Genomic DNA, 15,910 nt, shown 5'->3' on the forward strand with positions numbered 1-15,910 from the left:
GAATCTACTGAGCGAAATACTTTGAGTCCCAAAAAAACGATTTGTTTGAAGCCCTGATAAGTGACGTTTGGTAAGTAACCTTAAGTGGCCAACTTTTCCGTATCCAAAATGCAGTTTCCTTTGCCCGATGCATTGCAGAAGTGGTGTACTTCAAGTCGCTGATTTCAATATCACTACCTAAAAGGAAATGTCATATTGCACCCGAATTCTTGTCTCATCCCTTCGCATCAAGGTTTCGTCTTCGAAGGTAAAGCGGGTAAGTTCGACTGTGATTTTATTCTTGTGCCCTTCAAAAAAGTAGTTGAAAGCCAAAGCCAACTCCGTTTCCAAATTGTTTGGCATCTCTAAGTTAGGCCGGTATTGGGCAATTCGGGCGGCAACTTCGAGAGGTTGAGGCCAAAAGGTGAAAACCTGCCCCAGAAAATATCCTGCTTGTAGGTAATATCCTCCCAAACTTGTGTTTTGTTTGGTGATGTTGTCCAATATAAATTTCCGGTGAAACTCAGAAGCCCAAGAAAATCCTTGGTAATTGAAAGCTGTTTCCAACTGGTATTGATTTACAGTGTACTGACCCGGGAGCCCTTCCTCAAAGCCTTCCAAACTTCCTCCGCCGGCTTGGGAAAATCTTGTGTAAGGACTGGTATTGGTAGCCGCTGCCACCGCGACGATACCGGAGGCCATTTGGGACAGTTCCAGATCTCCTCCCTCAAAAGGAAGTGGTCTTCCAAGAAAATTCCACTGTAGCCTTCCAAAATACATCAGTTTGGAATCATCATTGGACGTGGCTCCTCTTCCCGCTCCGGTCAATACAGCCACCCAATAATCAAAATTGGCAAGACCTCCTCCGTCAAGGTTACCATAGAGGGTGATCCCTTGCTGCCGATCCAGGGTAAAGGCTCGGTTGATCAGAGACCGGTCCACCATTTGTTGCTCACCGGAGCTGATGAATCTTTCCCGGGTGTATTCTACTTTCCATTGACCGAATTTAAAGTTGAGCCAAGGCCATTTTTCCACCATGATTCTGAAATCCAGCAAATTGCTCTGACCGAGCTCGTATTCGAAATAATACTTCAGCCAAGGTTGGTAGGCATGACCTCCTACTTTTAGCCTAGCTCTGTTTATTTTGAAAAGTTTGGTGTTTTGATTGGTAAAATCATCAAAGGTGACCGGATTTTGATCGTCAGGGCTTGCAAATCTGAACTGAAGCCTACCGGCAATCTGCAACAAAAATTTCCCCTCCGTATCCCTGAATTCAAAGCCCTTTGCGCTGTGAGAGATAGGAAGGGGCCGCTTTAGGCTGTCCTGGAACTCCTGAGAAAAAGAACTGAAAGGAGCCATTATCAAGAAGAAAAATGAAATACGGAAAAGGTTCATAGTTGGAAATGCTGGTAGATTTTTAAGCCTTCTTTATTCGTAAACGGGTACGTCTTCTTTGGTTTTTGTAGGAATATAGTGCAGGATAAGATAACCCAATCGAGCCAAAAGTATCATTCTCCCTAAAACGATCCCTATTGCCTGCTGACTAACGTTTTGTAATGTATTATAAATCAAAATTTTGCATTCTATTTATTTTCATTGGCTCTTTCATTTTCCGGGACCCACCGTAAGCTTGCGAAATCAATAGCTTAGCCATAGGGGGAATGACATCCAACGATGGGTCATGAGCGAAGTTGAAAAATTGTATACTTGGCATGATTGAGGATAGGCAGTGAACTCAACCTCCGAAATTAAAAAAAAGGTAGGAGTCCTAGAAATGCCATTCTTTGCAAATCCTGGTTTATCGGTTTTATTTCCCATTTCCAGCACTGGTTTACATGGGCTTCCAATCCACAAATAATCGCTCAAGACGGGTTGATTCCTGAAAATTCCAAGCTTAGCCTGAAAAAACTGATTGAGTTTGGGAAATTCTCCCACTTTTCTCCCCCGAGCTTGGCCGGCAAGGGCCCTTGTGGGAATTTTATTCCCGGAAAACCTCAAAAACAGCCTGTTTTAGGGCCTTTTTTTATCCGATTTTCCAAGAGTTAACCTCTTGAAAATCAATAAAAATTTCGAAGAAATTTTTTTAAAAATATTGGTGTGGATGAATCTTTTGGCTACTTTTAATCCAAAGTGGGAAAAAGTGGGGGAAAGTGGTAGATTGTGTAGTGCATTTTCTTACTTTTGTTTTTACAGAAAACTCTACAAAAGATAGCCTCAGCAAATGTTTAACAGTTCATACGATGCCAAGCTCGATCCAAAAGGACGTCTGGTGTTGCCAGCCAAGATTAAGGCGGCAATTCCGGAGGCCAATGGATCTACTTTGATGCTGCGTATGGCAGAAGACTACTGTCTGGCACTGTATCCCATGGTGGAATACAGAAAGCTGGAGAACAAAGTCAAAGCGCTCAATATCCATAACCTGGAGCAGCGGACATTTCAGCGTTCTTTTTTCAGTACTGTCGTGGAAGTAGAGCTGGACAGTGCAGGTCGATTGCTTATTCCGAAGACCTACCAAACCTATGCCAAATTGGAGAAGGATGTAGTAGTCGTCGGGAATGGAATCCGGATTGAGTTTTGGAATCCTGAGCAATATCAAAAGTTTGTTATTCCTGATCCGGCCGAGGTGTCTGGCCAAATGGAAAAGTTTCTCTCCTGACTGTCATGACAGAGTCTGTGTACCATATCCCAGTGATGCTTGACCAATGCACTGAAGGCTTGGCTATTAATCCCAACGGGGTTTATGTCGATGTCACTTTTGGCGGAGGGGGGCATTCGAGAGAAATCCTCAAAAAACTGGATCAAGGCCATCTTTACGCATTTGATCAGGATGCAGACGCAGTAGCCAATGTGCCGACTGATGATCGGTTTACGCTGATCGAGGCCAACTTCCGGGATATTCGCCGATACCTGAGACTCTACGGGGTAAAGCAAGTTGACGGAATTCTGGCGGATTTGGGGATTTCTTCCCATCAGATAGATGAGCCAAGTCGTGGATTTTCCACGCGATTCAGCGGGAGCCTGGACATGCGGATGAACCAATCCGCGCCACTGACTGCCAAAGAGGTGCTCAACACCTACGAAGAATCCCGATTGCACCGGGTGCTTGGGATGTATGGGGAGGTGAAAAATGCAAAAACCTTGGCACAGGCTATCGTATCCGAGCGGGCTGCCAGGCCTTTTGATACCACGGAGGGCTTTACGGCTTTCCTGAAAAAGTTTGCCCCTCGAGGCAAAGAGTACAAGTACTACGCACAGGTCTTTCAGGGACTTCGCATAGAGGTAAATGACGAGATGGGAGCTTTGGAAGAAATGCTTCTGAGTGCAGTCGAGCTATTGAAGCCTGAGGGAAGATTGGTGGTGATGAGCTACCATAGCCTGGAGGACCGATTGGTCAAAAATCTGATGACCAAAGGGAGGTTTCAGGGGGAGGTAGAAAAAGATTTTTACGGAAATCTTCTTCGTCCCCTAGAGCCGGTAAGTCGGGGTGCCATCGTAGCCGATGAAGTGGAGGTGACCTCCAACCCGAGAGCAAGGAGCGCAAAATTGAGAATTGCAAAAAAGACAGGGAAATGAGTCAGAACACCTTTAAGAAGAAGCTTAAAGCCGGGAACAGCCCAAAAGGCGGTCCCCGAAAGACCATTTTTACCTGGATGGAGGAGAAGTTGGATGTGACCCGCATTTTGGGTGAAGGGGTTCCGGTGCAGTTTGTGCCGCCTGTAGCCTTTCTTACTCTCTTGGCTTTGCTCTATATCTACAGCAATCACCGGGCTGAAAGCATGGTGAGAAAAATCGAAAAAGCCCAGCAGGAAGTGGAAGACATCCGTGCCGATGTCACTACACTGGAAGCAGAATATATGCAGAGCAGCATGCAGTCCGAAGTGGCCAAACGTGTGGCTCAATACGAACTCTATGAATTGAATCAACCACCGGTAAAAATTGACCTGAAAAAGTGAATATCAAACGCTCCATAGTGCTCCGAGTAAGGGTGGTTTTCATCCTGGTGGCCTTGGCTGCGTGTGCCATTCCTTACCGCATTGCCGTGGTGCAGTTTCAACAGGGTGAAAAATGGCGAGCCAAAGCCGAACAGGTCAATTTTCAGTACCGGGAAGTTCCGGCAACCAGAGGAAACATCTATGCCGCAGACGGAAGCCTTCTGGCGACTAGTCTCCCTTTTTACCGGGTAGCAATCGACCCCACTATGGCAAAAGAGGCCAAATTCAAGAGCGGAATCGATTCTCTCTCCCGATTGCTTTCATCTTTCTACAGAGATAAGTCTGCGACGGCTTACAAGCGAATGATTCAGGACGCAAGGGGAGACAAGAAGCGCTACCTGGTTTTGAACAGAAAGCAAATCGGCTATCAGGATATGCAAAAAATGGCCAAATGGCCAATTTTCCGTGAGGGAAGACTGGGAGGTGGAGTCATTTTCGAAAAGGTAGAAAAGCGCTACCAGCCTTTTAATTCTCTGGCAAGCCGAACGGTGGGATTCCTCAATGAGGACGAATATGGTGCAGGAATCGAATACAGCTTCAATAATTACCTAAAAGGGAAAGATGGAAAAGCACTATTCCAACGTCTGGCAGGGGGTAGTTGGAAGCCGGTTTTTGATGCGGAGGATATCAAGCCAGAAAATGGCTATGATGTCTACACCACCCTGGATGTGAATCTTCAGGATATTGCCGAGACCGCGCTGAGACGACAGCTGATCGACAGAGAGGCAGCCTTTGGTTCAGTAGTAGTCATGGAAGTCAAGACCGGCCATATCAAGGCCATGGCCAATCTGCAGAGAAACAAGAGCGGCAGGGGATATTCCGAGAGCTATAACTATGCGGTAGGGGATATCGGCAATACGGAGCCCGGGTCCACTTTCAAGCTTCTGTCCATGCTGGCCCTTTTGGAAGAAAACAAGGTCAGTCTCAATGAGACAATAGAGACTGGGAATGGAGCGCATCGGTTCTACAATCAGACCATGTATGATGCCAAGCGGGGTGGTTTTGGAACCATTACCATTCGTGAAGCTTTTGAAAAATCCTCCAACGTAGCCATTTCCAAACTGGTAGACATGCATTTTGGCTCCAGTCCTTCCAAGTTTTTGGCCTATGTGGAAAAGACAGGACTCAGCGAGCCTTTTGGAATTCAACTGGCTGGAGAGGGCAAACCCTTCTTCAAAAAGCCCGGAGCAAAAGACTGGTATGGGACTTCCTTGCCTTGGATCTCCATCGGCTACGAGTCTAAGCTCAACCCCATCCATACTCTTGCTCTATATAATGCCGTGGCCAACAATGGGGTGATGATGAAGCCTCTTTTTGTGAAGGCAGTCGGAAGAGGGAATTCATTTGTAGAAACCTACGAACCAGAGGCTATCAGGAAGAGTATTGCCTCCGAAAAGACCATCAAGCAGCTTCAGGAGCTGCTGGAAGGGGTAGTCCTGAGAGGTACTGCCAAAAATATCCTGAATACCGATTATTCCATTGCAGGCAAGACTGGTACGGCTCAGAAAATCATCAACGGGCGCTACACCGAGACTTACTACACCAGCTTTGCAGGCTATTTTCCAGCAGACAGGCCGAAATACAGTATGATCGTGGTGATTGACAGTCCTAATGGGTTTGCTGCATACGGAGGGGATGTATCCGCTCCTGTTTTCAAAGAAATCGCCGATCGGATTTTTGCCCTCGATATGGAGCTCAATCCGGTAGATCAATCCAAAATCTTTAAAGCGGAGTCCGATGATCCCATGATCCCTGTAATCAAGGCGGGTAAAGGGGAGGATTTGCAGGGAATTTTTGAGCATTTAGGCCTTTCCGCCAAATCTCCCGCAGCAGAGGAATGGGTAAAGCCCACTTTCGCAGCTGAGCGTGTGGATCTGAAAATAAATGAAACCGATAAGCCCGTAGTTCCTGATGTATCTGGAATGCCGCTTAGGGACGCGCTCTTCATTTTGGAGAACAAGGGACTTCGAGTCAATTATAAAGGAACCGGTCGGGTGATTCAACAGTCCATTCTGCCAGGAACGCAACTTACACCCAATTCCACCATCAATCTCGTGCTTGGATAAATGAAACTACTCAAGGACATATTATATAAAGTATCACTAACCTCTACCCAAGGAAATATGGAGCAGAAGGTAGGAGAGTTGGTCTTTGACAGCCGAAAGGTCACACCGGACTGTGCTTTTGTCGCTGTGGCCGGTACCCAAGTGGATGGGCACGACTACATAGATTCAGCCTTGAAAAAAGGGGCGAAGGTGATTGTGTGTGAAAGACTGCCACAGTCCATCCAGGATGGGGTTACTTATGTAGAGGTGGTTGATTCTGCGAGGGCTTTGGGGATCATGGCTTCCAACTTTTTCGGCAATCCTTCCGACAAAATCAAAGTCGTGGCCGTGACCGGTACCAATGGAAAGACTACCACGGTGACTTTGCTTCATCAGCTCTTTGTGGCGATGGGGTATTCTACGGGCCTCTTGTCTACTGTAGAGAATAAAATCAACGAGAAAGTTCTTCCCGCTACCCATACCACACCGGATGCACTCAGTGTGCAGAGACTGCTCAGGCAGATGGTGGATGAGGGATGTATTTATTGCTTTATGGAGGCAAGTTCTCATGCCATCGTACAGGAAAGAATAGCTGGACTCAAACTGGCCGGAGCAGTATTTACCAATATCTCCCATGACCATTTGGACTATCACGGGACATTCGATGAATACATCAAAGCCAAAAAGAAACTCTTCGACGAACTTCCAAAGGACTCCTTTGCCTTGGTAAATGCTGACGACAAGCGGGGCTTGGTCATGCTCCAAAACTGTAAGGCTACCCATCAAACATTCGCCCTGAAATCCGCGGCGGACTTCAAAGCCAAAATACTTTCCAATACCCTGGAAGGTCTTGAGCTGGATATCAATGGGAAATCCATCTGGTTTAGATTGATTGGTGCATTCAATGCCTACAATCTTCTGGCTGTATACGGAGTGGCTGTTCTTCTAGGAGAAGAAGAGGAGGAGGTTCTGCGAGAGCTTTCAGTCATCCGCGGGGCCAAGGGAAGGTTTGATCGGATTTCCAAAGGTGGAGTGACTGCCATCGTGGATTATGCGCACACGCCTGATGCCCTTGAAAATGTGCTCAAGACTATCAATCAGGTCCGTACCGGAAACGAGCAACTGATCACAGTAGTCGGCTGTGGTGGAAATCGGGACAAGACCAAGCGTCCGTCCATGGCCAAGATTGCAGTGAAGGAAAGCGACAAAGTGATTTTGACCTCCGACAATCCCCGATTCGAAGATCCCATGGATATCCTCAGAGATATGCAGGCTGGAATCGGACCGAGTGAAATGAGAAAAACGCTGACGATCGAGGACCGAAAAGAAGCCATCAAGACCGCCGTCATGCTGTGCCAAAAAGGGGACATCATCCTTATTGCTGGTAAGGGGCACGAAGACTATCAGGAAATCAAAGGAGTGAAGCATCATTTTGACGATGCGGAGACTGTAACGGAAATCTTAAATCAATTCACAACCAACCGCTAAAATGCTCTATCCCATTTTTGACTACTTAGATCGAGTTTTGGACATTCCGGGTACGGGAGTGTTTCGATATATCTCGTTCCGTGCGGGAATGGCGGCGGTTTTTTCTCTGATCATTACCATTACTTTTGGAAAGGCCATCATCGATTGGATTCGAAGAAGGCAAATCGGAGAGACCGTCCGAGACTTGGGACTGGAAGGTCAGACTCAGAAGAAAGGTACCCCTACCATGGGAGGGATCATGATGATCGCCGCGATCCTGATCCCGACGCTTCTTTTCGCCAATTTGAAAAACATCTATGTAATCCTATTGCTGATTACGACGGTTTGGTTGGGCTTGATTGGTTTTTTGGATGATTACATCAAGGTGTTCAGAAAGAACAAAGAAGGGCTCAAAGGCCGATTCAAAATCGTGGGACAGATAGGAATTGGAATTATCGTGGGTACTACCCTGTACCTGCACGATGATGTAGTCATTCGAGAGTTTTCTACGCCTGTTTCTGTAGAAAGTGGGGTTGTCGAAACTCCAGCTTTCCAAGATGTAAAAGCGTTGAAAACGACCATTCCTTTTGTTAAAAACAATGAGCTGAATTACGAAAACCTGCTTGGGTTCCTTGGGGAGAGCATGACTCCGATCCTGTACATCCTGGTGGTGATTTTCATCATCACTGCAGTATCCAATGGAGCCAATATTACCGATGGGATCGATGGTTTGGCTGCGGGTACTTCGGCGATTATCGGCTTGACCATTGCCATTTTCGCTTACCTGAGCGGTAATGCTATCTTCTCCCAATACCTCAACATCATGTATATCCCCAATTCCGGGGAGTTGGTGATTTTCGCCTCGGCCTTTATCGGTGCCTGCGTAGGTTTTCTTTGGTACAACGCCTACCCGGCTCAGGTTTTCATGGGAGATACCGGCTCATTGATGCTTGGCGGGGTCATTGCTGTTTTGGCACTTACCCTGAGAAAAGAGCTGCTGATTCCGATCATGTGCGGCATTTTCCTGATCGAAAACGTCAGCGTCATGCTTCAGGTCAGCTACTTCAAATACACCAAAAGAAAATATGGAGAGGGCAGAAGGATATTCCTGATGTCCCCACTTCACCATCACTACCAAAAGAAAGGAATCCAGGAAGCGAAAATTGTGACCCGCTTTTGGATCGTCGGCATTTTGCTGGCAGTGATCACTTTGGCCACACTGAAATTGAGATAATGAGAAAGATAGCCATACTAGGAGCCGGAGAAAGCGGATTGGGAGCAGCCTTGCTTGCCAAGCGGGAAGGCTTTGCCGTATGGGTATCGGATTCAGGTCAGATTTCATCCCAAAGAAAAGAAAGCCTCAAGCAGGCAGACATCCTTTTCGAAGAAGGAGGCCACAACGAGGCAGAAATCCTTTCCAGCGATTGGATTATCAAGAGTCCCGGTATACCTCATTCTGCTCCTTTGGTCAAAAAAGCCATGGAGCAAGGTATCCCTGTAATCGATGAACTGGAATTTGCCTTCCGTTTCAGCAAAGGAAAAGTCATTGCTATCACAGGAACCAATGGAAAAACCACGACTACACTCCTGACCTATCATTTGATGAAAGAGGCAGGAATGGATGTGGGATTGGCTGGTAATGTGGGGAAAAGCTGGGCGGCTCAGCTTGTGGAGGGCGACCATGCCTGGTGGGTTTTGGAAGTGTCCAGCTTTCAGATCGATGGAATGGTTGTTTTTCAGCCGGAAATCGCTCTTTTGACCAATATCACTCCGGATCATCTGGACCGCTACGAATACCAGCTGGATAAATACATCCTCTCAAAGATGAGTCTCTTCAAGCAGATGAACGCCCGACAAAAGGCCATTTTCTACAAAGAAGATCCTTACTCTCAACGTGGCTATTCCCAAAAGCCTTGCAAAGCTTCCCCTTATTGGATTTCTCTCATCGAGCCTCAGGAAAAAGGTGGCTACACTGCCGGAGAGACCCTTGAAATACGCATTTCAGAAAAGCAAGCTTCCATTCCAGTGGACCTGCTGCCGATTCAGGGAAAGCATAATCTGCTCAACGCTCTTTTTGCCGGTACCGCAGCTTTGCTGGCTGGGGTAACAGAAGAACAGCTGAAAAGCGGCTTCCCAACTTTCAAAAATGCTCCCCATCGCATGGAGCAGGTCAGAGTCCTGAATGGAGTTCGCTACATCAACGATTCCAAGGGGACCAATGTAGAGTCGACCTACTATGCCTTGGGAAGTTATTCTGATCCTATGATCTGGATTGCAGGCGGAGTGGACAAGGGGAATGATTACACCACCCTTCTTCCATTGGTGGAAAAGGGCAAGGTGAAGACTTTGATCTGCTTGGGAAAAGACAACTCGAAACTGAAAAAAGCCTTTTCAGAGGCAATCGAGACGATAGTGGAGACAGAAGATATTCGGGAGGCAGTGACTTGGGCTCAGGAGCAAGCTCAGGAAGGGGAAGTGGTTTTGCTTTCTCCGGCCTGCGCCAGCTTTGATTTATTCAGAAATTATGAGGACCGGGGCGAGCAGTTTAGAGCTGCTGTTTTGGCACTAAAAGAAAAAGAGAACGCATGAACCAGCTGAAAGCATGGATTGATGAGCATTTCAAGGGCGATCCCATCATTTGGGCGATCGTGATTTTGCTGTCCTTGTTCAGCATCTTGGTCGTTTATTCTGCGACAGGCACTTTGGCCTACAAGACAGCCGGAGGAAATACCGAATTGTATTTGTTCAGACACTCATTCCTGGTATTCCTGTCCCTCTTCGTCATGTGGCTGGCACATAAGATACCTTATAGAAAGTATGCGCTTTATGCACGTCTTTTCATGTATCTGTCTATTCCGCTTTTGCTGTTTACCTACCTCTTTGGCTCCAATATCAACGAGGCCAACAGATGGTTGACCATCCCGGTGATCAATCAGGCTTTCCAGCCTTCGGATTTGGCAAAGTTGTCTCTGATAGCCGCCCTGGCAGCTATGTTGGCCACCAAGCAGAGGAATATCAAAGATTTTGCGGGAACCTTCCTTCCCATCATGCTTTCCATCGGACTCATCTGCGGACTGATCGGCTTGGCCAATATGTCCACGGCTATTTTGCTGCTGATGACCTGCCTTTTGATCATGTTTATCGGAAGAGTTCCGGTCAAATTTATCGGCTTGGTCGTTTTGATCGGGATTATCGGTCTGGGAGGTGCGGTACTATTTGGACAGCGTGGAGATACATTCCTGAGCCGAATCGAGGATTTCAGAGAGTCAAAAGTAGATGACAGCAAAATCCCATTTCAGGCCGAGCAGTCCTTTATCGCCATTGCGACAGGGGGAGTGACTGGAAAAGGTCCGGGCAACAGCGAGCAGAGAAATTCTCTCCCACACCCTTACTCGGACTTTATCTACGCCATCATTATCGAAGAATATGGATTGATCGGAGGAGCTACCGTGCTTTTCCTCTACCTCGCTCTCCTGTACCGGGGGATGCGGATTGTGGTCAATTCCAACAAAGCCTTTGGAGGCTTGCTTTCTGCCGGGCTCAGTTTTGCCCTGGTGATTCAAGCTTTGGTCAATATGGCCGTGGCTGTTGGACTCGGTCCGATTACGGGTCTTCCTTTGCCTCTTTTGAGTATGGGAGGAACTTCCTTGGTTTTTACCGGAACAGCCCTTGGGATTATCCTCAGCGTGAGTAGAGGAGATCATCAGGATGAGGCCAGCGCGGCTGCGGCCGAAATGCCAAAAACAAGTAATAGACTAAGAACAGCTTAAGCAAACGTGAACGCAGAGCGACCTACATATCGGATACTGATCAGCGGAGGAGGCACCGGAGGACATATTTATCCTGCGATCGCCATCGCCAATGCCTGGATGGAGAGGCATCCCGGTAGCGAGATCCTTTTTGTAGGTGCCTTGGGAAAAATGGAAATGCAAAAAGTCCCCGAAGCAGGCTATCCCATCAAAGGACTGCCAGTGGCCGGACTGCAGAGAAGCCTCACTTTGGACAATCTAAGCTTTCCTTTCAAGCTGCTGAAAAGCCTTCGGATCGCTTCTGGTATTGTAAAGGAATTCAAGCCTGATGCCGTGGTGGGTGTGGGAGGCTATGCCAGCGGTCCAGTGCTTTATGCTGCGCAAAATAAGGGGATTCCTACCTTGCTGCAGGAGCAAAACTCCTACGCTGGCCTGACTAATAAGCTTTTGGCCAAGAAGGCTAAATCCATCTGCGTGGCCTACCCCGGAATGGAGGCCTTTTTCCCGGCCTCCAAAATCAAAGTGACCGGTAACCCGGTGAGAAAAGATATTCTGGACTTATCCGGCAAAAGAGAAAAAGCATTATCCCATTTCGGATTGAGTGAAGACAGAAAAACGATTTTGGTTTTGGGAGGATCTCTTGGCGCCAGAACACTCAATCAGGCAGTCCTTAAGGACATGGTCAAATTGGAACAATCCGGCTATCAAGTGCTCTGGCAAAGTGGGAAATACTACTTCAAAGCCATGCAGGAGGAGCTGAATTCTTCCGGATTGAAGCACATTCAGCTGAGGGAATTTATCCGGGAGATGGACTTGGCCTATGCCGCTGCCGATGTGATTGTTTCCCGTGCGGGTGCTCTTTCGGTATCTGAATTGAGCCTGGTCGGCAAGCCGGTGATCTTCATTCCCTCTCCCAATGTGGCCGAAGACCATCAGACCAAAAATGCAATAGCCTATGTGAGAAATAATGCAGCTGTGCTTTTGGAAGATAAAGCCGCAGTAGGTCACCTGAGGGAAAAAGTAGATCAATTGATGACTAACCCCGAGCTCATTCAGAGCCTGGGCATAAATATGAAAAAACTGGCCAAGCCGGGAGCGGCAGAAGCCATAGTGGAAGAATTGGAAAAACTCGTCGCATGACATTCAAAGGGATAAATAAGGTGTACTTTCTCGGAATCGGGGGCATAGGCATGAGTGCTTTGGCCCGATGGTTTCGGCATGAAGGCTATCCTGTAGCAGGATATGACAAGACTCCTTCTCCCTTGACAGAAGAGCTGGAAGGTGAGGGAATGCTCATTTCCTATGAGGATCGAGTGGACAGCATGCCCGTGGATTTCACTACAGCTCCTGAAGAAGTGCTTGTAGTGTGGACTCCGGCTATACCGAGGGACAGTGTTCTGCTTAATTTCTTTCAGGCCCATTACACCCTCAAGAAAAGATCAGAGGTCTTGGGGATGATTACCAAAGACTTCTATACCATTGCGGTGGCTGGGACACATGGTAAGACCAGCACTTCTTCCTTGGTGGCCCATTTGTTGAAATCTGCCGGAAAACCGGTCGCGGCATTTTTGGGAGGAATTACCCAAAACTACCAAAGCAACCTGATCCTTCCCGGGAAAACCAAAGAACAGGTTTTGGTGGTGGTAGAAGCCGATGAATTTGACCGATCCTTTCTCAGACTTCACCCGAATGAAGCAGTGGTGACCAGTGCAGATCCGGACCACTTGGATATCTATGGTGACGAAGCCACTATTCTGGAAGGTTTCCGGGATTTCATCCGATTGGTGGATAAGAGGGGTAAGCTTTACATTCAGTCCCATGCTCTTTTCCGTCTGGGAGAGGATTTGGAGGCGAAGGCTACGCAAAGAGAATATGGACTCCGATCCACGGGTATTCATGCCGAAAACGTCATTGCCAAGCCCGGAATTTTCCAGTTTGACTACATCGGCCCAAAGGCACAAATCAGCGGTTTGGAGCTGCACATCCCTGGATTTCACAATGTGGAAAATGCCTTGGTGGCCATCGCCATAGCAGTAGATCATGGAGCGACTCCTGAACAGATACGAGAGGGGATCAGAACCTTCAGAGGGGTCAAGCGAAGATTTGAAATTCATTCTACCGAAGAGGGAAAAGTCTACATCGATGATTATGCCCATCATCCGGAGGAGATCAAAGCCTGCCTGAGCTCAGTGAGAGCAATGTACCCTATGCAGCGGCTCACCGTGATCTTCCAGCCTCATCTCTACACTCGAACTAGAGACTTTGCTGAAGGGTTTTCCGAGAGTCTTTCCTTGGCTGATGAGGTGGTCCTATTGGACATCTATCCTGCCAGAGAACTGCCGATTGCAGGAGTCACTTCCGAGATGCTTATGGAAGGGATTCAGGCAGGGAAAAAGATATTGATAAAAAAGGATCAGGTAATGGAATACCTGAAGGAATCCCAGCCCGAGGTCTTGGTGACCATGGGGGCGGGAGATATTGACCGGCTGGTGCCGGGTATTGCAGCGTGGGAAAAGTCAAGAGCTATACTCAAAAAAGAATGAACTGGAAAAAAGTGAAAAAAGCAGCGGTTTTGGTCACTCTCTTGGTCATTTGGATGGTGCTGATTGGCTTTGTGGAGAAGAGGAGTCAGGACAAGACCTTCCAAAAGGTAGAAATTGACCTGGAGGCAGTCAGTGGGGTCTATTTCGTTGAAGAAAAGGAAATAGCTACGCTGATTTCCCAGTCCTTTCCTGAGCTTAAGGCTGGGCTTCTGGCATCGCAAATACCCCTTGCCCAAGTGGAGAAAAGGCTAATGGGACACCCTTTTATCAAAAAGGCAGAGGCTTCGGTAGGTCAAAAAGGAATCCTGAAAGTGGAAATCGAACAGCATGAGCCGATAGCGCGAATAGCAAGGCCCATGGCTGCCGATGGGTACATCACTACGGATGGGCTGATCATTCCTACTTCATCCAGCTATACGAGCCGGGTTCTGATTTTGGAAGGGGATTATGCGGAGCAGTTGATGAATCAGGGGAGTCTGGAAGGCATGCCGGAGTTGATGCCACTTATCGAGTACATCACTGGGGATGAGTTTTGGAAAGCTCAGATTACCGAATTGGAAATCCGAAAGCGGAATGATATCCGACTGCATCAGCAAGTCGGAAAGCAGGTGATCGAGTTTGGGGATGGCTTTGATATCGAAAGCAAATTCGACCGGATAGAAGTGCTGTATCAGGAAATACTTCCGAGAAAAGGCTGGAATGCCTACGATCGGATTAGCGTGAAATTTAAGAATCAGATTGTTTGTGAATAAACCTTGGCTATGGAAAACGATAAACTTATAGTAGGTCTTGATATTGGGACGACCAAGATCTGCGCCATCATCGGCCGCAAAAATGAGTTTGGCAAACTCGAGGTGTTGGGTATGGGTAAATCCGTTTCCGACGGTGTCGAACGCGGCATTGTCACCAACATCGAGAAAACCATTCATGCCATCGAAAAGGCAGTCCAAGACTGCTCCGATATGGCCGATGTAGATATTGCAGAAGTGATCGTTGGGATCGCCGGTCAGCACATCCAAAGCAAAATCATGCATGGCAGCATCATGAGGCAGCCTACAGAGGATGAGATTACAATAGAGGATGTGCAGCGGCTTTCTGCAGATATGCACAATATCGTAGTGCCTCCGGGCAACAGCATCATCCATGTGATGCCTCAGGACTACACCGTGGACTACGAAGGCGGAATCAAAGATCCCGTGGGCATGGCTGGGACCCGATTGGAAGCGGATTTCCATATCATCACAGCACAGACTACCGCCATTCACAATATCAACAAATGCGTCAAGCGCGCCAATCTGATCTCCAGTCAGCTCATTTTGGAGCCATTGGCAAGCTCCCTTGCCGTGCTCAGCGACGATGAGAAAGAGGCTGGGGTTTGCTTGGTGGACATCGGAGGGGGTACCACTGATATTGCCATTTTCTATGAAAATATCATCCGGCACACTGCGGTGATTCCTTTGGGTGGAAATATCATCACTTCAGATATCAAGGAAGGCTGCATGCTGATGCAAAATCAGGCAGAACTTCTCAAGACACGATTTGGAAAGGCTATAGCCAAGGAAGCCAATACTAACGAAATCGTATCCATCCCCGGACTCCGAGGAAGACCGCCTAAGGAAATCTCAGTTTACAATCTGGCTTCCATCATCGAAGCCCGACTGGAAGAAATCATCGAAATCGTCCAAAACGAGATCATGCAAAGCGGCTATTACAAGAAGCTCGCCGGGGGTATCGTCCTCACCGGAGGTGGCTCGCAGATGCAGTATATCTCCCAGCTCTTCGAATACAAAACCGGACTCGATACCCGAATCGGCTATCCCAATGAGCACTTGGGCAAATCCGTCATCGAAGAGATCAAAAGCCCGATGTACGCTACTTCGGTAGGGTTGGTTTTGGCTGGATTCAAGTCTTTGGACAACAGAGAGGACGAATACAACCGAAGAAAAGCCAACAGTGGGCATAAGCCAAAAATCATGCAGAAGCGGGAGATGATCTCCAACAGCTTCTTTACCAGTATCAGCAATAAAATCAAAAACATCATTTCCGCCGATATCGGCGATGACGACAATTATAACTACAACAACTAGGGCTTATGATTGGGGGAGATAATCGGCCTTGCGGATTATTTCCCTTGT

The 15,910-nt window shown here is 47.6% G+C and carries 13 protein-coding genes; 12 read left to right on the plus strand and 1 reads right to left on the minus strand.

Features of this window, described 5'->3' with window-relative positions; translation table 11 throughout:
* Window positions 1-177: 177 nt before the first annotated feature.
* Window positions 178-1,374, minus strand: a complete 1,197-nt coding sequence (locus AAA943_RS03645) for an OprO/OprP family phosphate-selective porin (protein ID WP_338222896.1) — start codon at window positions 1,372-1,374, stop codon at window positions 178-180.
* 826 nt (window positions 1,375-2,200) lie between these two features.
* Between AAA943_RS03645 and mraZ the strand changes: the two genes are divergently transcribed.
* From mraZ to ftsA, 12 genes are read left to right on the plus strand one after another with little or no spacing between them, the layout of a single operon-like run.
* The gene (mraZ, locus tag AAA943_RS03650; RefSeq protein WP_338222897.1) at window positions 2,201-2,635 is read left to right on the plus strand and encodes a division/cell wall cluster transcriptional repressor MraZ; all 435 of its coding nucleotides are present in this window, start codon (window positions 2,201-2,203) and stop codon (window positions 2,633-2,635) included.
* 5 nt (window positions 2,636-2,640) lie between these two features.
* Entirely contained in the window at window positions 2,641-3,552 is a 912-nt protein-coding gene (gene rsmH / locus AAA943_RS03655; protein ID WP_338222898.1) for a 16S rRNA (cytosine(1402)-N(4))-methyltransferase RsmH, read from the plus strand.
* Window positions 3,549-3,932 (plus strand): FtsL-like putative cell division protein, encoded by a 384-nt coding sequence (locus tag AAA943_RS03660; RefSeq protein WP_338222899.1) that lies wholly within the window; start codon window positions 3,549-3,551, stop codon window positions 3,930-3,932. The genes rsmH and AAA943_RS03660 overlap by 4 nt, the downstream gene beginning before the upstream one ends.
* Window positions 3,929-6,037: a penicillin-binding protein gene (locus AAA943_RS03665; protein ID WP_338222900.1), complete on the plus strand. Its 2,109-nt coding sequence runs from the start codon at window positions 3,929-3,931 to the stop codon at window positions 6,035-6,037. The genes AAA943_RS03660 and AAA943_RS03665 overlap by 4 nt, the downstream gene beginning before the upstream one ends.
* Window positions 6,038-7,504: a UDP-N-acetylmuramoyl-L-alanyl-D-glutamate--2,6-diaminopimelate ligase gene (locus AAA943_RS03670; protein WP_338222901.1), complete on the plus strand. Its 1,467-nt coding sequence runs from the start codon at window positions 6,038-6,040 to the stop codon at window positions 7,502-7,504.
* Between the two features lies 1 nt (window position 7,505).
* The gene (mraY, locus tag AAA943_RS03675; protein WP_338222902.1) at window positions 7,506-8,717 is read left to right on the plus strand and encodes a phospho-N-acetylmuramoyl-pentapeptide-transferase; all 1,212 of its coding nucleotides are present in this window, start codon (window positions 7,506-7,508) and stop codon (window positions 8,715-8,717) included.
* A complete protein-coding gene (gene murD / locus AAA943_RS03680) occupies window positions 8,717-10,072 on the plus strand; it encodes a UDP-N-acetylmuramoyl-L-alanine--D-glutamate ligase (protein WP_338222903.1) in 1,356 nt (451 codons plus the stop codon). The genes mraY and murD overlap by 1 nt, the downstream gene beginning before the upstream one ends.
* Complete coding sequence (locus tag AAA943_RS03685) at window positions 10,069-11,253, plus strand: FtsW/RodA/SpoVE family cell cycle protein (RefSeq protein ID WP_338222904.1); 1,185 nt, start codon at window positions 10,069-10,071, stop codon at window positions 11,251-11,253. The genes murD and AAA943_RS03685 overlap by 4 nt, the downstream gene beginning before the upstream one ends.
* Before the next feature lie 36 nt (window positions 11,254-11,289).
* Window positions 11,290-12,372, plus strand: coding sequence for an undecaprenyldiphospho-muramoylpentapeptide beta-N-acetylglucosaminyltransferase (murG, locus tag AAA943_RS03690; RefSeq protein WP_338223090.1), 1,083 nt, complete (start codon window positions 11,290-11,292; stop codon window positions 12,370-12,372).
* Window positions 12,369-13,775 carry a UDP-N-acetylmuramate--L-alanine ligase gene (gene murC, locus AAA943_RS03695; protein WP_338222905.1) on the plus strand — a complete coding sequence of 469 codons (1,407 nt, stop codon included), beginning with the start codon at window positions 12,369-12,371 and terminating at the stop codon, window positions 13,773-13,775. The genes murG and murC overlap by 4 nt, the downstream gene beginning before the upstream one ends.
* Window positions 13,772-14,527, plus strand: coding sequence for a cell division protein FtsQ/DivIB (locus tag AAA943_RS03700; protein WP_338222906.1), 756 nt, complete (start codon window positions 13,772-13,774; stop codon window positions 14,525-14,527). Before murC ends, AAA943_RS03700 begins: the two co-directional genes overlap by 4 nt.
* 9 nt (window positions 14,528-14,536) lie before the next feature.
* Entirely contained in the window at window positions 14,537-15,862 is a 1,326-nt protein-coding gene (gene ftsA, locus AAA943_RS03705) for a cell division protein FtsA (protein ID WP_338221101.1), read from the plus strand.
* Window positions 15,863-15,910: the final 48 nt, after the last annotated feature.

The sequence above is a fragment of the Algoriphagus confluentis genome (assembly GCF_036245625.1).
Classification (GTDB): domain Bacteria; phylum Bacteroidota; class Bacteroidia; order Cytophagales; family Cyclobacteriaceae; genus Algoriphagus; species Algoriphagus confluentis.